This is a genomic window from Priestia endophytica DSM 13796, from assembly GCF_900115845.1.
Lineage (GTDB): Bacteria > Bacillota > Bacilli > Bacillales > Bacillaceae_H > Bacillus_I > Bacillus_I endophytica.
The window spans coordinates 176,181-194,767 of sequence record NZ_FOXX01000001.1 but is presented as its reverse complement, the minus strand read 5'-3'; the positions used below and the strand labels follow the sequence as shown (position 1 = coordinate 194,767).

Genomic DNA, 18,587 nt, shown 5'->3' with positions numbered 1-18,587 from the left:
AACAAAAGTAAGGAGGAAGTAAGATGTTCCTCAAACGATTAGACGTAGCGGGATTTAAATCTTTTGCCGATAAAATTTCCGTTGATTTTGTTCAAGGAATGACAGCTGTAGTCGGACCGAATGGAAGCGGAAAAAGCAACATCACAGATAGCATTAGATGGGTGCTTGGAGAACAATCTGCCCGCTCTTTGCGCGGCGCAAAGATGGAAGACGTTATTTTTGCTGGCAGTGATACGAGAAAAGCATTAAACGTAGCGGAAGTAACGTTGACGCTTGAGAACAGCGAACAGTTTCTTCCTATTGACTATCACGAGGTAAGTATTACAAGACGTGTCTTTCGCTCAGGAGAAAGTGAATTCTTTATTAATAATCAACACTGTCGTTTAAAAGACATTATTGATCTATTTATGGACTCCGGTCTAGGACGGGAATCATTTTCTATCATTGGCCAAGGGCGCGTTGAGGAAGTGCTTAGCTCAAAATCTGATGAACGAAGAAAGATTTTTGAGGAAGCAGCAGGTGTTTTAAAGTATAAGCTACGCAAGAAGAAAGCAGAGCTTAAGCTTGTTGAAACGCAGGATAATTTAAACCGTGTGAGCGATATTTTATATGAGATTGAGTCAGGACTCGAACCTTTAAAAATACAAGCTTCTATGGCGAAAGACTATTTAGAGAAAAAGGCAGAGCTAAAAAATTACGACATTTCTTTGACTGTTTATGAAATTGAAGAACTTCATAAAAAATGGGAGAAGTTAAAGCTTGAACATGATCATCATAAAGAACTTTCTAGAACGTTAAGTGAGTCTATTGCTAAGAAAGAAAGTCATATTGATGAAGCTCAGAAAAATATGACTACGCTAGAGCAATCACTAGAAGAGTTGCAAACGGTTTTATTAAACGTTAGTGAAGAGCTCGAGAAAATTCAAGGGCGTAAGCAAGTGCTTATTGAAAGAAAGAAACATGCTTCAAAAACGCAAGACGAGCTTGAGGAAAGCACAGAACACCTAGAGGAACAAGTAGCCTTCTTAACTAAAAGTAAAGAGGAAGCATCACAACTTCTAAAAACGTATGAACAAAATGTTCATAGATTAAAAAAAGAGCTTTCAGAAAAGCAGTCTCTTTTTGAAAGTTACAGTGAAGATCTGGATGGAAAGCTCGAAAATTTAAAAAGTGACTATTTTGAAAAAGCACAGAAAGAAACGGCACTTCGCAATGAACGTCAGTTTTTAGAGAAACAAATCGAGCAAAATAGTGAAAGGCAAAATCGTTTAAAAGAAGCGAACAAAGAGCTATTTAGCGAACATCAGAAACTTGAAGGGGAGCATAAAAGTCTTGATGGAGAAGTTTCTGCTGCTAAAGAGGAATTTGATAAAGCAGTTAATGAAAGCCTAACATTAAAACGAGATGTTGAAGCTTTAACAGAAAAATATAGAAAAAAAGAGTCTCTTCTATATCAAGCATATCAATATGTTGAACAAACAAAGTCAAAGCGCAGCATGATGGAAGATATGCAAGACGGATATACAGGCTATTTTCAAGGCGTAAAAGAAGTGTTAAAAGCCCGCGAAAGCGCCTTAACAGGAATTGAAGGGGCAGTGGCAGAGCTTATTACAGTTCCAAAAGAGGTAGAAACAGCGCTTGAAACAGCGCTTGGTGGGGCAATGCAGCATATAGTTGTTTCAGCAGAAGAACAAGCAAGAAAAGCGATTGCTTATTTAAAGAAGCGAGGTAGCGGTCGAGCCACATTTTTACCTCTTTCTACGATTAAAGGAAAAAGTATTCCTCATTCTGTTATTGAAACGATGCAAGGATCTCCTTCTTTCGTTGGAGTAGCCCGTGATCTTATTTCATATGAGCAAAAGTATGAAAACATTGTTTCAAACTTGCTTGGGACCGTCATTGTGGCCAAAGATTTACGAGGAGCTAATGAGCTTGCTCGTCTTGTTTCACATCGCTATCGATTTGTAACATTAGAAGGAGACGTTGTAAATCCAGGGGGATCAATGAGTGGGGGAGCTTCTAAGAAAAACAGCTCATCTCTTATTGCGAGAAAGCGTGAGCTAGAAGATCTTGTTGCAAAGCTTGCTGAAATGGAAGAAAAAACAGGATTGCTTGAAGAAGAGGTTAAAGAACTCAAAACGTCACTTGCTCAGACTGAAAAACAGTCTGTTATACAAGGGGAGAAAGTTCAAACATTAAAAGAAGAGTACGACGCTCTAAATGCAAAGATGAGCGAGCTTCTGTTAACTGAAAAAAATACAAAACGACGTCTTGAAATGTACAATAGTGACATGACGCCGCTTTTTGAAGAGCAAGAACGCTTTAAACAGCGAGAAGCAGAGTTAAGGGAATTACTACAAGCTGCCGAAGAGGACATGAAGCATCTTGATGAAGAAATTCAACTCGTTACAGAGCAGAAAAACTCGGAAAAAAGTTCAAAAGAAACTGTTCAAGGGGAGCTTACAAACTTAAAAATTGCGCTTGCAGAAGCGAGTGAGCGTCTTGTTTATCAGCGTGAAAAAGTAGAGCGTGCAGAGCAGGATTTACACTCTTCTTCTACAGCTCTTTCTAAACAGAAAGATCAGCTTTCATTCTTAAAAGAACAGATGAAAGAAGGCTTTACAAGTCAGCATGATTTAGAAGATACGCTTTTAGCTAGAACAAACGATAAGGAAGAAACGGCTAAGCTTATTAGCGAACGACGCAAGCAACGTACAGAGCTTCAAGAAGAGCTTGAAACGTTCATGGCTGAACAGAAGGAACTTACGCGTCAGCAAGAACAGATGATGGAAGCTTTGAAAGATGAAGAAGTGCAGATTAATCGCTTTGATGTTGAGCTTGATCAATATTTAAATATGCTTAGAGAAGAGTATATGCTGAGCTTTGAAGCTGCGAAACAGCAATACCCTCTTACTCTATCCCCTGAGGAAACGCGCAAAAAAATTAGACTTATTAAACTTGCTTTAGATGAACTTGGTACAGTCAATATAGGCGCAATTGAAGAGTATGAGCGAGTATCTGAGCGATATACGTTTTTAAGTGAACAAAAGGAAGACCTTGTTGAAGCAAAAGATACACTTCATCAGCTTATTGAAGAGATGGATACAGAAATGAAGAAAAGGTTCAGTGAAACGTTCACAAGCGTGAGAGAGCATTTTAAAGAAGTGTTTACAAAGCTCTTTGGCGGTGGACGAGCGGATTTAAAGCTCACTGATCAAGAAGATCTTTTAAATACAGGTATTGATATTGTGGCACAGCCGCCAGGTAAGAAGTTGCAGAACCTTGCTCTTCTTTCAGGTGGTGAGCGTTCATTAACAGCTATTGCGCTTCTCTTTGCTATTTTAAAAGTGCGTCCTGTGCCGTTCTGTGTGCTCGATGAAGTAGAAGCAGCGCTTGATGAAGCAAACGTACAGCGTTTCGCGAAGTTCATCAAGACATTTAGTGAGAAAACACAATTTATTGTTATTACACATCGCAAAGGGACAATGGAAGAAGCAGACGTTCTTTATGGGGTAACAATGCAGGAATCTGGTGTATCTAAGCTCGTATCTGTCAAACTTGAAGAAGAAAAGCAGTATGTTTAAGAAGGGTGTGAAACGTTCACATGAGTTTTTTTAAGAAACTAAAACAAAAGTTTTCAGGAACTGAAGTAGAGCAAGAAGAAACAAAGAAATACGAAAAAGGGATGGAGAAAACAAGAAAGTCGTTCACAGGACGTCTTAATGACCTTGTTGCCCGCTATCGTAAAGTTGACGAAGATTTCTTTGAAGAATTAGAAGAAATCCTAATTAGCGCTGATGTTGGCGTTAGTACTGTAATGGACTTAATTGACGAGTTAAAAATGGAAGTGAAACGCCGTAACATCAAAGATTCAACGGAAATCAAAGACGTTATTTCAGAGAAACTTGTTGATATTTATTCAGGAGGAGAAGAACAGTTCTCTTCTCTGAATATTCAACAATCAGGCCTTAGCATTATCCTATTTGTTGGGGTAAATGGCGTTGGAAAAACAACAACAATTGGAAAGCTTGCTCATCAGCTTAAGCAAGAAGGTAAAAAAGTGATGCTTGCAGCAGGGGATACGTTCCGAGCAGGAGCAATCGAACAGCTTGAAGTATGGGGAGAACGCGTTGGTGTTGATGTTATTAAACAAGCGGCAGGTTCAGATCCAGCTGCTGTAATGTATGATGCAGTTCAGTCAGCTCGTTCAAGAGGAGCGGATGTATTGCTTTGTGATACAGCAGGACGCCTTCAAAATAAAGTGAACTTAATGAACGAGCTTGAAAAAGTAAAGCGCGTCATTTCTCGTGAAGTTCCTGATGCACCTCATGAAGTATTGCTCGTTCTTGATGCAACAACAGGACAAAATGCAATGAGCCAAGCTAAAACGTTCTCTGCGGCAACAGACGTGTCAGGCATTGTTTTAACAAAGCTTGATGGGACTGCAAAAGGTGGAATTGTTCTGGCGATCCGTAACGAATTGAGTATTCCGGTTAAATTCGTAGGTCTTGGTGAAAAGGTAGAAGATCTTCAGGAATTTGATCCAGAGAAATATGTATACGGCCTTTTTGCAGGGCTTATGGAAGAAGACGAAGAATAAAAAGACTGTTAAGAAAAAAACTTGACATTTGTTTTTAAAATAAGTACACTATTTGAGTGTAAAGGTTTTTCACTTAACAAGGGCGTGATTGGTTGTGCTTGAAAAAACAACAAGGATAAACTATCTGTATGATTTTTATCAATCATTATTAACTTCAAAACAGAAAAGTTATATGTCGCTTTATTATTTAGATGATTATTCGCTTGGAGAAATCGCTGAAGAATATGGCGTGAGTCGACAAGCTGTTTATGATAATATAAAACGTACAGAACAAATGCTTGAGCAGTATGAAGAAAAGCTCGGCTTGTTTCAGCGATTTCGTCAAAGAAAGCAGCTTTTACAAGATCTTCAAAAAGCTGTAAAACAGCATGATGAAGAGCAGACGCTTTCTCTTATTGATTCGCTTGAGAAATTAGATTAGGGGGCGGCATAGTATGGCATTTGAAGGATTAGCCGACCGTTTGCAAAGCACAATTCAAAAGATTAAAGGCAAAGGTAAAGTTTCAGAAGCAGACGTAAAAGCAATGATGCGTGAAGTTCGCCTTGCCTTACTTGAAGCAGACGTTAACTTTAAAGTTGTTAAAGAATTCGTCAAAAACGTGAATGAACGCGCTGTTGGGCAAGAGGTTATGAAAAGCTTAACGCCTGGACAGCAAGTTATCAAAGTTGTTAAAGAAGAATTAACAAAGCTAATGGGTGGAGAAGAAAGCAAAATTGCTGCTTCAAACCGTCCACCAACCGTTGTCATGATGGTTGGTCTGCAGGGGGCCGGTAAAACGACCACAACAGGAAAATTAGCAAATCTTCTTCGCAAAAAATACAATCGTAAACCTCTGCTAGCTGCTGCGGATATTTATCGTCCTGCAGCAATTAAACAGCTTGAAACGTTAGGAAAACAGCTCAGCATGCCTGTGTTCTCACTTGGTGATCAGGTAAGCCCTGTTGAAATTGCACGTAAGGCTATTGAGCATGCAAAAGAAGAGCATCATGACTACGTTTTAATTGATACAGCAGGTCGTCTCCATGTTGACGAGACGTTAATGGACGAGCTTAAACAAGTAAAAGAAGTGGCAAAGCCAGATGAAATTTTACTTGTTGTGGATGCGATGACAGGGCAAGACGCTGTAAATGTGGCAGAGAGCTTTAACGAACAATTAGGATTAACAGGTGTTGTTCTTACAAAACTTGATGGAGATACGCGCGGTGGCGCGGCTCTTTCTATTCGTTCTGTAACGGAAACACCGATTAAATTTGTCGGGATGGGTGAAAAGCTAGATGCTTTAGAAACTTTCCATCCGGAGCGTATGGCGTCTCGTATTCTTGGAATGGGTGACGTGCTAACGCTTATCGAGAAGGCACAAGTGTCTGTTGACGAGGACAAAGCGCGCGAGCTTGAACAAAAGTTACGCACGCAATCTTTCACATTTGATGATTTTCTAGAACAGCTTGGACAAGTGCGACAGATGGGACCGCTTGATGAAATTCTTGGAATGCTTCCGGGAGCAAACAAGATGAAAGGCTTGAAAAATGTTCAAGTAGATGATAAGCAAATTGGTCATATTGAAGCGATTATTCGTTCAATGACAAAGCTTGAAAAAGAACAGCCTGAAGTCATCAATGCAAGCCGTAAAAAGCGTATTGCAAGAGGTAGCGGTAGATCTGTTCAAGAAGTCAATAGACTTCTTAAGCAGTTTGATGAAATGAAGAAGATGATGAAGCAAATGACAAACATGTCAAAAGGCAAGAAAAAAGGATTTAAACTTCCTTTTATGTAGTGTTAAGAAAAAACACTTTACAAACAAATGCAGGATTGATAATATATTATCCTGTGTGAAACAATTTCGGAGGTGCTTTAATAATGGCAGTAAAAATTCGTTTAAAACGTATGGGATCTAAAAAGTCTCCATTCTATCGTATCGTAGTAGCTGATTCTCGTTCACCACGTGATGGACGTTTCATCGAAACAGTTGGAACTTACAATCCACTTGAGCAACCAGCAGCAGTTAAAATCAATGAAGAGCTTGCTCTTAAATGGTTAACAGACGGTGCTAAACCATCTGATACAGTACGTAACCTTTTCTCTAAAGAAGGTATCATGGAGAAATTCCACAACTCAAAATTAAGCAAGTAATGAAAAAAGGGGAGGGATAACCTCCCCTTTTTTTTACTTCTTTTATATAATAAAGATAAGAGGAGGGAGTGCGGGTGAAAGTTGTCCAAAAAGTGATTGTGAAACAAGTATTAACTGAACAAAGCAAGGAAAAGTTAAGGAATAAGTTTATTCTTGAACAAAAAGGGCTGCAAAATGAAATTGAGCAGTTGCGCTTTCAGTTGAAAAAGATTGAAAATATGAAAAAGCCATCAGCAGCATCGCTTGAAAAACAATTCGAAAAGGAACAAAAAACCCGTTTAGAAAAACTCCGCATTATCGATTTTCAGCTAGAACAGCTTAACTTGCTCCCAATTGGTAGTGAGCTTGAAGAAACAAAGCTAGATGCTATTGTAGAAGTAAAAGAAGGCGACAGCTGGGAAGAATTCAAAAGTTTACAAACGATTCTTGTTAAAGATGGAATCGTGATTGAAATTCGATAGAGGTGAAAAGCAATGGAAAAGTGGTTGAACGTAGGAAAAATTGTGAACACGCACGGAGTTCGCGGTGAAGTCCGCGTTATCTCTCGCACAGATTTCCCAGAAGAACGTTACAAGGTTGGAAATGAGTTATACATATTCAAGGACAATGAAGAAATCAAAGTTGTTGTAGAAAGTCACCGTCAGCATAAAAATTTTGATCTTCTTACATTTGAAGAGTATCATAATATCAATCAAGTGGAGCCATTCAAAAACTGTCTTCTTAAGGTACCATCTTCAGACCTTGTTGAATTAGAAGAAGGTGAATATTACTTTCACGAAATCGTAGGTTGTGAAGTATACACAGAGGAAGGAAACCTTGTTGGCACAATCAAAGAAATTTTAGCAACAGGAGCAAACGATGTTTGGGTCGTAAAAGCATCTGGAAGAAAAGACATCCTTATCCCGTATATTGAAGATGTTGTAGCAGACATTAATGTCGAAGAGAAAAAAGTAATCATCAACGAAATGGAAGGGTTATTAGACTAATGAAAATTGATGTTTTGTCACTGTTTCCTGAGATGTTTCATGGTGTTCTTGAAAGCTCCATTTTAAAAAAGGCACGTGATAAAGGAGCGGTTGATGTAGCTGTTACAGATTTTAGAGAGTACGCAGACAACAAGCATAAGACAGTTGATGACTATCCATACGGCGGTGGTGCTGGTATGGTATTAAAGCCACAACCTATTTTTGATGCTGTTGCTGATCTCAATAAAGAAGGCTCAAAAGCTCGCGTTGTTCTTCTTTGTCCACAGGGTGAACGCTATACCCAAAAAAAAGCAGAGGAGCTTTCAAAAGAAGAGCACCTTATCTTTGTTTGTGGTCACTATGAAGGATATGATGAGCGAATTCGTGAACACGTTGTAACAGATGAGATTTCAATTGGAGACTTTGTGTTGACGGGAGGGGAACTTGGAGCCCTTGTGATCATTGACAGCGTCGTACGCCTTCTTCCTGACGTTTTAGGGAACAAAGCATCTGCTGTTGAAGATTCATTTAGTACAGGCCTTCTAGAGCATCCTCATTATACTCGGCCATCGGATTTTAGAGGGATGAAGGTACCAGACGTCCTTACATCTGGCGATCATAAACGTATAGCGGAGTGGAGAGAAGAAGAATCACTGCGTAGAACATTCCTAAGAAGGCCTGATCTGCTCGAAAACTATGAGCTTTCAGAAAGCCAAAAGAAGATGCTGGACCAGATTGAAAAAACGCATCGTTCAGATGTTTAAAAGCTATTGCATCTACTGATGGGATGTGCTAAGATAATGTTTGTGGCTTTGGGCAGTGCTGTCCAAGCTTTGAAAACGATGTTCCGCTGCAATGATGCGAAAGCATTGATAAGAGCATCTGTTGGAAGGAGATGAAATCATGCAACAATTAATCCAAGATATCACAAAAGAACAATTAAAAGGTGACTTACCTGCTTTCCGTTCTGGAGATACAGTTCGCGTACACGTTAAAGTTGTTGAGGGTACTCGTGAACGTATTCAGGTGTTCGAAGGTGTTGTAATCAAACGCCGTGGTGGTGGAATTAGCGAAACTTTCACTGTTCGTAAAATTTCTTACGGTGTTGGTGTTGAACGTGCATTCCCACTTCATTCACCAAAAATCGCTAATCTTGAAGTTGTACGCCGTGGTAAAGTACGTCGTGCGAAACTTTACTACCTACGTAACCTTCGTGGTAAAGCAGCTCGTATTAAAGAAATTCGATAATCCAAAAAGGAGCTTGTCTGACAAGCTCCTTTTTTCAAATTTCTAAACTATTTTAGGCGAGATTCGCCGATTTTTACATAAAGGTTGAATAATCATTATTTTTTTATGTATAGTAGAGAGGTACATTTTAGCTGTTTGGAGGATAAACTATGGCTCGTAAAAAAAATGAAACAGTAGAATGGATCAAGGCCATTTCGATTGCCGTCATTATTGCGGCAATTATTCGATTCTTCTTCTTCACTCCAATTGTTGTAGATGGAGAATCAATGATGCCAACTCTACATGATCAAAACCGCATGATTGTAAACAAGATATCTTATAAAATTGGTGGGCCTGATCGATTTGATGTTGTTGTCTTTCATGCTCCAGGTGGCAAAGATTACATTAAACGCGTGATTGGTTTACCAGGAGATCACGTTGAGTACAAAAACGATACGCTTTATATTAATGGAAAAGCGTACGAAGAACCGTATCTTGATCAATATAAAAGTGAACTTGACGACGGCATGCCGCTTACGGAAGATTTTAAATTAGAAGACACTCCAGGTGGCGATAAGGTCGTTCCAGAAGGCGAAATTTTCGTTATGGGAGATAACCGACGCAATAGCCGAGATAGTCGCGCGATTGGACCGGTTTCCTTGAAAAAAGTAGTTGGCACAACAAGCATTGTGTACTGGCCTTTTAATGAAATTAGAACGGTTGATTAAAAGTAGGTGAATAATAATGACCATTCAATGGTTTCCAGGACATATGGCGAAAGCTCGTCGCCAAGTTACCGAGAAATTAAAACTAATTGATATTGTTTTTGTGCTTGTTGATGCACGCATCCCTCAATCTTCACAAAACCCAATGATTGACGAGCTTATTGCAAATAAGCCACGAATCATGCTGTTAAATAAAGCGGATAAGGCTGATCCAAAAGTGACGGAACAGTGGATTCAGTACTACGATGAAAAAGGGATTCCAGCTCTTGCTATTAACTCGCAGAATGGCAAAGGAATGGACCGCATTGTCTCACTCTCTAAAACCCTTTTAAAAGAAAAGTTTGATCGTATGAGACAAAAAGGAATTAAAAATCCGCGTGCAATGCGAGCAATGATTGTTGGAATTCCAAATGTTGGAAAATCAACGCTGATCAATCGTTTAGCAGGAAAAAATATCGCTAAAACAGGAGATCGTCCTGGTGTGACACAAGCGCAACAGTGGATTAAGGTAGGAAAAGAACTTGAGCTTCTAGATACGCCTGGGATTCTTTGGCCGAAATTTGAGGACGAGCTTGTTGGATTGAAGCTTGCTACAACAGGGGCTATTAAAGATACAATTTTAAATTTGCAAGATGTAGCAGTTTATGCACTGCGCTTTTTGCAAGAGCGTTATGAATCACGTTTAGAAGATCGTTATGGTGTGACAGAGCGCTATGAAGAGATTGTAGACCTGTTTGACTTTATCGGTACTAAACGGGGCTGTTTAATGGGTGGAGGTATTGTGGACTACGACAAGACAGCTGAGCTTGTTTTGCGTGAAATTCGTGCAGATCGTCTTGGTCCCCTTACATTTGACTATCCAGATGAGGTCCGTGAAAGTGAAGAGGAATAGATGAAAAGGATGCTTAAAAAGCATCCTTTTTTAATAGAAAAAAAAGAAAAAAGGACGATATAAAAGATGAGTGAAAGCATTAAAGAAATTAAAGAAAAGTTAGAAAAGGTAACGTCTAAAAGTGATCCATTTCTATTGCAGTGTGCAACAGACGAGCGTAAAGGGGTTCAAAAGCTAATCCAGCAGAAAGAAAAGTGGTTTAAAAAACAAGAAGCGTTAGAAGAGCAATTTCAAGAGATGATGAAATACGAAAATACGCTTTATGCAAAAGGTATAGATTTAATTGCAGGCATTGATGAAGTTGGCAGGGGTCCTCTTGCAGGTCCGGTAGTTTCAGCAGCTGTTATTCTTCCCCCTGATTTTCGTGCACTTGGTTTAACGGACTCCAAAAAGCTTTCTGAGAAAAAAAGAGAAAGTTACTATGAGCTCATTTTAGAGAATGCTCTTGCAGTTGGTGTAGGGATTATTGGACGAGAAGATATTGACTCATTGAACATTTACCATGCAACACGAAAAGCAATGGAAAGCGCTATTAGGGAGCTTGAGAAAGAACCTGACTATTTGCTGATTGATGCAATGAAGCTTCCGAACGTTTCTATTCCTCAGATTGATATTGTTAGTGGAGATGCAAAAAGTATTTCAATTGCGGCTGCTTCTATTGTAGCTAAGGTTACACGTGATCGTCTGATGAAAAAACTCGGTGAAAAGTTTCCAGCGTATGGGTTTGAAAAACATATGGGTTATGGAACGAAAGAGCACCTAGATGCAATTGAAAAGCATGGGATTATTGATGAACACAGACGTTCCTTTTCACCAATTAAAGAGTATGTTGAAAGCTAGAGGTGAATTATGAATATTTCTTTTTTGCGCTCTTCGCTGTTAGAAGGAATCCAACATTCCACAGTGCTACCTCTTAGAGATGGAAGCATTGTAAAAGGAACCATTCAAAAGTTTTTTAAAGGAGATATAGCGGTTGTTTCTATAAACGGACAAAGCATTGTAGCTAAATTGGAGCGCTCTTTATCCGGTTCACGTCCCTATTATTTTGAAATAGATATTAAAGACGATTTGCCAAGCTTAAAAGTTGTTGGAGAAGAGGCGGGGGATAAAAATGTGCAAAACATATTGCAAGCGCTAGGAACAAGAGAAAAGAAGGAAGAACGTTTAGCTGCTTTTTTGCTTTCTAAAAATATTCCTTTTTCAAAAGAGTTCTTAACGATTATCGCTAAGGAAACATCACCTTCTTTTCCATCCTCTGAAAAAAAAGCCGTAGAGACGATGATTGCGCGGAACTTTATGCCATCTAAATCTATTTTCCAAGCTTTAAAATCGTTAGGAGACGCTTCACTTGCTCCACTTTTTAACGAGCTTACAACTCTCGCTAATCGTGAAGGATATGGTGAAGAACTTGTTAAGTTTAAAGGTGCTTTTAGGCTAACAAAAGGAAGAGAAGTTCTTTCACATTTAGTAAAAGGCTGGTTAGAAGGGAATATCCCTTTCCGTATTCTCCATCAGACAGGGGCGATTGAAAAGCGTATTTTAGAACAGCAGGCATTAGTGAACTTATCTCCTAAAGGAGAAGAAGCAGAAAAAATTACAGCTATGAAAAAAACGCTTCTGAACAATTTGCCAAACATTGAAAAAATGCCGTTCTTTCACCAAATGGTAGAGAACATCGAAAAAAATCCTAACTTAAGAGGAAAGTTTACTCAAGAAGGAACCTCCTTGTTCATAAACGAAGAAGGAAAAGAAATTTTAACAGAGGTGAACAAGCTTCTGCGAACTTCTTTTCAATCTAAGGAGTTTCAGCGTATATTATCAACCTTGTTTTCCTCCTTAGGTCTTACATATGAGAGTGAGCTAAAAGGAGAAAGCTCTGGAGAAGGATTAAAAGGAGCTCTTTTGAAAATGCTTGAGCAACCCCTACCACCCCTTTTAAGAGAACGAGCAGAAGAGATGGTGCATAAATTGACCGCTCTTCAGCTCTTATCTTCTGACGAAGGACAAGGCCCTATTACTTCTTTGTACGTGCAGTTTCCACTCTACGTAAGGGAAAAGCTAACAGAAGTCTCCCTTCAGTGGAAAGGAAAGAAGAGAGAGGATGGAACAATTGATCCAAACTACTGTCATATTCTTTTTCACTTAGAGCTTTCTTATTTACAAGAAACGGTAGTCAGCGTCCGTGTTCAAAATCGAGCGATTATCATAGATATTATAAATGAGCATCCAGATATTAAATCTATTATGGAATCTTTAAAACCATCACTTCGTCTTGGTCTGAGCGAGCTTGACTATTATCTATCAGACATAAAAGTTTTTGCAAGTAAAGATAAAACATCAAGTTTAGCTCAAGTATCGCATAGTGGATATAAAGGAGTGGATCTTAAGATTTGATGAAAAAAGAATCATATTCTAAAAAAGCAGTAGCTCTTGCCTATTTGAAACATGAGAAAACACCAAAGGTAGTGGCAAAAGGAGGCGGAGACGTTGCTCAGGATATCATTGAAAAAGCAAAGGAAAACAATATTCCAATTCAAGAAGATCCGTCTCTTGTAAACTTGCTTCATAATTTAGAGCTGAACGAGCGTATCCCAGAAGAGCTTTATGAGGCAGTAGCAGAGATTTTTGCTTTTATTTACAAAATGGATGAAAAAGCAAAAAAATAGAACAAATTTCTAAAGAAAACGCCATCATTTCTGAATCTTTTATAAATTTCGCAAGAATAGTAGACAAGTAGACTTCCATTTTATACAATGAAAGCGCAGTCTATTTTTTTGAAATGACGTTAGGAGGATGGGATATGAATATTCATGAGTATCAAGGAAAAGAGCTCCTTAGAAAATATGGGGTAGCTGTTCCAAACGGCCGCGTAGCGTTTACGGTAGAAGAAGCGGTAGAAGCAGCAAAAGAGCTAGGATCAGATGTTTCTGTTGTAAAAGCACAGATTCATGCAGGTGGCCGCGGCAAAGCCGGAGGGGTAAAAGTTGCGAAAAACTTGGACGAAGTTCGTACATATGCCGATGAGATACTTGGAAAAACGCTCGTAACTCATCAAACAGGTCCACAAGGGAAAGAAGTAAAGCGTTTACTTATTGAGGAAGGCTGCGATATCCAAAAAGAATATTATGTTGGAATCGTATTAGATCGTGCTTCTTCACGCGTCGTTCTTATGGCTTCTGAAGAAGGTGGAACAGAAATTGAAGAAGTAGCTGAAAAAACACCTGAAAAAATCTTTAAGGAATATATCGATCCAGCGGTTGGGTTACAGGGGTTCCAAGCGCGTCGATTAGCGTTTAATATTAATATTCCAAAAGAGTTAGTAGGTCAAGCTGTAAAATTTATGGCTGGTTTATATAAAGTATTTGTTGAAAAAGATTGCTCAATCGCTGAGATTAATCCACTTGTAACAACAGGGGATGGAAAAGTAATGGCGCTTGATGCAAAACTTAATTTTGATTCAAACGCTCTTTATCGTCAAAAAGATGTGTTAGAGCTTCGCGATTTAGAAGAAGAAGATGTAAAAGAAATTGAAGCATCAAAATACGACTTAAGTTACATTGCGCTTGATGGTAACATTGGCTGCATGGTAAATGGAGCAGGTCTTGCAATGGCGACAATGGATATTATTAAATATTCAGGCGGAGAACCGGCAAACTTCCTTGACGTAGGGGGCGGTGCAACGGCTGAAAAAGTAACGGAAGCGTTCAAGATTATTATCTCCGATCAAAATGTAAAAGGAATTTTTGTCAACATTTTTGGTGGCATTATGAGATGTGATGTTATTGCAGAAGGTGTTGTTGAAGCAACAAAACAAGTAGGATTAGATTTACCACTTGTTGTTCGCTTAGAAGGCACAAACGTTGAGCTTGGCAAAAAGATTTTAAAAGAATCAGGTCTTAACATTACAGCTGCAGAGTCAATGGCTGACGGCGCTGAAAAAATTGTTGCACTTGTGAAATAAAGAACAGGAGGGGTAAAAATGAGCGTATTTATTAACAAGGATACAAAAGTTATTGTACAGGGGATTACAGGAGCAACTGGTTTGTTTCATACAAAACAAGCAATTGAATATGGAACAAAAATTGTTGGAGGCGTAACTCCAGGAAAAGGCGGCACAACAATCGAAGGAGTACCTGTTTTCAACACTGTTGAAGATGCAAAAAAAGCAACAGGTGCAAACGCGTCAGTTGTGTATGTTCCACCTGCTTTTGCAGCAGATGCAATTATGGAAGCAGTTGATGCAGACCTTGACTTAGTTATCACAATTACAGAAGGTATTCCAGTAATTGATATGGTGAAAGTAAAGCGTTATATGGAAGGAAAGCGCACAAGACTTGTTGGACCAAACTGCCCAGGTGTTATCACACCAGAAGAATGTAAAATTGGTATTATGCCAGGATACATTCATAAAAAAGGTCATGTTGGGGTTGTATCACGCTCTGGAACACTCACATATGAAGCTGTTCATCAACTTTCACAAGCAGGAATTGGCCAATCAACAGCAGTAGGAATTGGTGGAGACCCTGTTAATGGCACGGACTTCATTGATGTGTTAAAAGCTTTTAATGAAGATGAAGACACATATGCTGTTATTATGATTGGTGAAATCGGGGGCACGGCAGAAGAAGAAGCAGCACAATGGGTAAAAGAAAATATGACAAAACCTGTTGTTGGCTTTATTGGAGGTCAAACAGCTCCAGCAGGCAAGCGTATGGGCCACGCTGGTGCCATTATCTCAGGTGGTAAGGGTACGGCAAGCGAGAAGATTAAAACGCTTAACGCATGCGGTATTAGCGTTGCTGAAACCCCTTCTGTTATGGGAGAAACGCTTATTAAAGTGCTGAAGGACGAAGGAATTTACGATAAGTGTAAAACGCACGATATTCCTGTAAGTTCACAGTCTTAAAATAGGAAGTTCAACCGTTACCATTTAGGTAACGGTTGGTTTTTATGGCGATTTTTAGAACACTTAAAGAGGTGAATTATGAGAGAAAAGTTAATTTTATTATCACACTGCAGAAGGGTTGGATGGAAATCCATACTCAAACTTCTTCAGTATGATTCCTCCCTATCTTTTCTAAGAGAAGCTTCTCCTGCTCTTCTTCAAACCATTCTTCAACTTCCAAGTTCTTCAACTGAAATTGTCTATAAAGATTTGCAAACTATTCCAATACAAGATATTCTAAAGAAATATAGCGCTCAAAATATTCGATGTATAACAATTACGGATCCTGAGTATCCTGCGTTATTAAAGAATATTTATGACCCTCCATGGGTTCTTTATGCAAAAGGAGATCACCGTTTATTAAATAACAAATCTGTTAGCATCGTTGGAACGAGGACGCCAACAAGCTACGGTATAAAGGCAACAAAGGTTTTGTGTAAACCCCTCGTGGAAGAAGGGTGGACAGTTGTAAGCGGTCTTGCAAAAGGGGTAGATGCGCTTGCACATAAAGAAACTATCCTTCATGGAGGCAAAACTGTTGCTGTATTAGGAAGCGGGTTTTATAACATTTATCCAAAAGAAAATTGTTATTTAGCAAGTGACATCGCTAACAATCATCTGTTATTATCGGAATACAACCCTTTTATAAAACCGCATCGAGCACATTTTCCTCTACGGAACCGTATTATTAGCGGTTTATCGTTTGGAACGATTGTAATTCAAGCGAAGGAAAGAAGCGGTTCTTTTATTACAGCTGACCAAGCGCTCTCTCAAGGAAGAGAGGTTTTTGCTGTACCTGGCTCAATCTTTGAAGAATGTTCAAAAGGAACAAATAAGCTTATTCAGCTTGGTGCAAAACTAGTATGCAATGCTAAAGATGTAACAAGTGAAATTCATTTCCAAGTAAAAAATGAACAAGAGGTTTGACAAAGTGCATATAAGTATTTAATAATAATGAAGATTTTATTCTACCTCTTTAAGGGAGGACAATAGTATGTCGGACTATTTAGTTATTGTAGAGTCGCCAGCAAAGGCGAAAACAATTGAAAAATATTTAGGGAAAAAATACAAAGTAAAAGCATCAATGGGACATGTTCGAGATCTTCCAAAAAGCCAAATGGGAATTGATACTGAACATGATTACGACCCAAAATACATCACTATTCGTGGAAAAGGGCCTGTTTTAAAAGAACTTAAGACAGCAGCTAAAAAAGCAAAAAAGATTTTCCTAGCGGCCGATCCGGATCGTGAAGGGGAAGCAATTGCTTGGCATTTAGCTCATAGTCTTGGCGTTGATACATCGTCAGACTGCCGCGTCGTATTTAATGAAATTACAAAAGATGCGATTAAAGCTTCTTTTAAACATCCAAGATCTATTAATATGGATCTTGTTAATTCTCAACAAGCTCGTCGTATTCTTGATCGTTTAGTAGGATATAACATTAGCCCACTTCTTTGGAAAAAAGTGAAAAAGGGATTAAGCGCTGGACGCGTTCAATCTGTTGCAGTTCGATTAATTATTGAACGGGAGCAGGAGATCTCACGTTTTCAACCTGAAGAATACTGGTCAATTAACGCGAACTTCTTAAAAAGTGAAAAAGAATTTCAAGCATCTTTCACTGAAATGGATGGCAAAAAAACAAAGCTTTCATCAAAAGAAGATGTTGAAAAAGTTCTAGCTCGACTTGACGGCAATGAATTTTCAATTCAAAAAGTAGCAAAGAAAGAACGCAAGCGAAATCCGGCGCTTCCTTTTACAACATCTTCTCTTCAACAGGAAGCAGCTCGTAAGCTAAACTTTAGAGCAAAGAAAACAATGATGCTTGCTCAACAGCTTTACGAAGGAATTGATTTAGGGAAAAAAGAAGGAACAGTTGGTTTAATTACGTACATGCGTACAGATTCAACTCGTATTTCAGAAACGGCTCAAACAGAGTCTTATGAATATGTAAAAGATACGTTTGGTGAAGAATTTCTTTCAAAAGAAAAGCGGAAAGAAAAGAAAAATGCTAACACTCAAGATGCTCATGAGGCAATTCGCCCAACGTCTATTCTGCGTTCACCTTCTGAGATTAAACAGTATGTATCAAGAGATCAACATCGCTTATACAAACTGATTTGGGAACGATTCCTTGCAAGCCAAATGGCACCAGCTATTATGGATACGATGGCTGTTGATTTAGTAAACAATGGTGTAACATTTAGAGCGAACGGCTCAAAAATTAAGTTTCCTGGATTTATGAAAGTGTACGTAGAAGGAAATGATGATAAAGTGGAAGAAAAGGAAAAAATTCTTCCAGACATGACGGAAGGAGAGCAAGCGTACTCAAAAGATATCGAACAAAATCAGCATTTCACTCAGCCGCCGCCTCGCTATACTGAAGCGCGTCTTGTGAAAACGATGGAAGAGTTAGGTATCGGAAGACCTTCTACATATGCTCCAACGCTTGATACTATTCAACGCAGAGGATATGTTGCGCTTGATAACAAAAGATTTGTTCCAACAGAGCTTGGTGAAATTGTATTGGAACTTATCCTTGAGTTCTTTCCTGAAACAATTGATGTGGAATTTACAGCCAAAATGGAAACAGACCTTGATGAAATAGAGGAAGGTAAAGTACAATGGGTATCGGTTATCGATGAATTTTACCGCGACTTCGAAAAACGTTTAGAAAAAGCGGAAAAAGAAATGCGTGAAGTCGAAATTAAAGATGAACCTGCTGGAGAAGATTGTGAACTATGTGGTTCACCTATGGTCTTTAAAATGGGTCGCTACGGAAAATTTATGGCATGCTCAAACTTTCCTGACTGTCGTAACACAAAGCCGATTGTAAAAGAAATTGGCGTTGATTGTCCGAAATGTGAAGACGGTCAAGTTGTGGAACGAAAATCAAAGAAAAAGCGCCTTTTCTATGGGTGCACGAATTATCCAAGCTGTGACTTCTTATCTTGGGACAAACCAATTGCAAGAAAATGTCCAAAATGTGAAAGTCTCCTTGTTGAGAAAAAGCAGAAAAAAGGTGTTCAAGTTACGTGTACTGAATGTGATTACAAAGAAGAAACGCAAAGCTAGACCTTTTTCGTGGTGAGCACAACGTTGTG

At 38.9% G+C, this 18,587-nt stretch carries 18 protein-coding genes; all 18 read left to right on the top strand.

Translation table 11 applies throughout. The features are described 5' to 3' along the window. The first annotated feature begins 23 nt into the window (after positions 1-23). The 18 genes from smc (at position 24) to topA (ending at position 18,558) form a co-directional block, all read left to right on the top strand. Positions 24-3,584: a chromosome segregation protein SMC gene (smc, locus tag BM012_RS00955; protein ID WP_061801744.1), complete on the top strand. Its 3,561-nt coding sequence runs from the start codon at positions 24-26 to the stop codon at positions 3,582-3,584. Positions 3,585-3,604: 20 nt separating this feature from the next. Beyond that, on the top strand, positions 3,605-4,600 hold the full coding sequence (ftsY, locus tag BM012_RS00950; RefSeq protein ID WP_061801743.1) for a signal recognition particle-docking protein FtsY: 996 nt from the start codon (positions 3,605-3,607) through the stop codon (positions 4,598-4,600). Positions 4,601-4,694: 94 nt separating this feature from the next. Further along, complete coding sequence (locus tag BM012_RS00945) at positions 4,695-5,021, top strand: putative DNA-binding protein (protein ID WP_026009511.1); 327 nt, start codon at positions 4,695-4,697, stop codon at positions 5,019-5,021. Positions 5,022-5,034: 13 nt separating this feature from the next. Continuing rightward, the gene (gene ffh / locus BM012_RS00940; RefSeq protein WP_061801742.1) at positions 5,035-6,375 is read left to right on the top strand and encodes a signal recognition particle protein; all 1,341 of its coding nucleotides are present in this window, start codon (positions 5,035-5,037) and stop codon (positions 6,373-6,375) included. A gap of 83 nt (positions 6,376-6,458) precedes the next feature. Continuing rightward, positions 6,459-6,731: a 30S ribosomal protein S16 gene (gene rpsP, locus BM012_RS00935; protein WP_019391791.1), complete on the top strand. Its 273-nt coding sequence runs from the start codon at positions 6,459-6,461 to the stop codon at positions 6,729-6,731. A gap of 74 nt (positions 6,732-6,805) precedes the next feature. Continuing rightward, a complete protein-coding gene (locus BM012_RS00930; RefSeq protein WP_040056676.1) occupies positions 6,806-7,192 on the top strand; it encodes a YlqD family protein in 387 nt (128 codons plus the stop codon). A 12-nt stretch (positions 7,193-7,204) separates the two neighbouring features. Beyond that, on the top strand, positions 7,205-7,717 hold the full coding sequence (gene rimM, locus BM012_RS00925; protein WP_061801741.1) for a ribosome maturation factor RimM: 513 nt from the start codon (positions 7,205-7,207) through the stop codon (positions 7,715-7,717). Continuing rightward, positions 7,717-8,460 (top strand): tRNA (guanosine(37)-N1)-methyltransferase TrmD, encoded by a 744-nt coding sequence (gene trmD, locus BM012_RS00920; RefSeq protein WP_061801740.1) that lies wholly within the window; start codon positions 7,717-7,719, stop codon positions 8,458-8,460. The genes rimM and trmD overlap by 1 nt, the downstream gene beginning before the upstream one ends. A 139-nt stretch (positions 8,461-8,599) precedes the next feature. After that, a complete protein-coding gene (gene rplS / locus BM012_RS00915) occupies positions 8,600-8,944 on the top strand; it encodes a 50S ribosomal protein L19 (RefSeq protein WP_061801739.1) in 345 nt (114 codons plus the stop codon). A 149-nt stretch (positions 8,945-9,093) separates the two neighbouring features. Next, entirely contained in the window at positions 9,094-9,651 is a 558-nt protein-coding gene (lepB, locus tag BM012_RS00910) for a signal peptidase I (protein ID WP_040056674.1), read from the top strand. Positions 9,652-9,667: 16 nt separating this feature from the next. After that, entirely contained in the window at positions 9,668-10,540 is an 873-nt protein-coding gene (gene ylqF, locus BM012_RS00905) for a ribosome biogenesis GTPase YlqF (protein ID WP_061801738.1), read from the top strand. A 66-nt stretch (positions 10,541-10,606) separates the two neighbouring features. Further along, a complete protein-coding gene (locus BM012_RS00900) occupies positions 10,607-11,380 on the top strand; it encodes a ribonuclease HII (protein WP_061801737.1) in 774 nt (257 codons plus the stop codon). A 9-nt stretch (positions 11,381-11,389) separates the two neighbouring features. Continuing rightward, the gene (locus BM012_RS00895) at positions 11,390-12,934 is read left to right on the top strand and encodes a hypothetical protein (protein WP_061801736.1); all 1,545 of its coding nucleotides are present in this window, start codon (positions 11,390-11,392) and stop codon (positions 12,932-12,934) included. Further along, the gene (locus BM012_RS00890) at positions 12,934-13,206 is read left to right on the top strand and encodes an EscU/YscU/HrcU family type III secretion system export apparatus switch protein (RefSeq protein WP_061801735.1); all 273 of its coding nucleotides are present in this window, start codon (positions 12,934-12,936) and stop codon (positions 13,204-13,206) included. Before BM012_RS00895 ends, BM012_RS00890 begins: the two co-directional genes overlap by 1 nt. Before the next feature lie 134 nt (positions 13,207-13,340). Continuing rightward, a complete protein-coding gene (sucC, locus tag BM012_RS00885) occupies positions 13,341-14,501 on the top strand; it encodes an ADP-forming succinate--CoA ligase subunit beta (protein ID WP_061801734.1) in 1,161 nt (386 codons plus the stop codon). Between the two features lie 18 nt (positions 14,502-14,519). After that, positions 14,520-15,446 (top strand): succinate--CoA ligase subunit alpha, encoded by a 927-nt coding sequence (sucD, locus tag BM012_RS00880; RefSeq protein WP_061801733.1) that lies wholly within the window; start codon positions 14,520-14,522, stop codon positions 15,444-15,446. Between the two features lie 78 nt (positions 15,447-15,524). Then, positions 15,525-16,412 (top strand): DNA-processing protein DprA, encoded by an 888-nt coding sequence (dprA, locus tag BM012_RS00875; protein WP_061801732.1) that lies wholly within the window; start codon positions 15,525-15,527, stop codon positions 16,410-16,412. A 67-nt stretch (positions 16,413-16,479) separates the two neighbouring features. Then, positions 16,480-18,558: a type I DNA topoisomerase gene (gene topA, locus BM012_RS00870; RefSeq protein ID WP_061801731.1), complete on the top strand. Its 2,079-nt coding sequence runs from the start codon at positions 16,480-16,482 to the stop codon at positions 18,556-18,558. Positions 18,559-18,587: the final 29 nt, after the last annotated feature.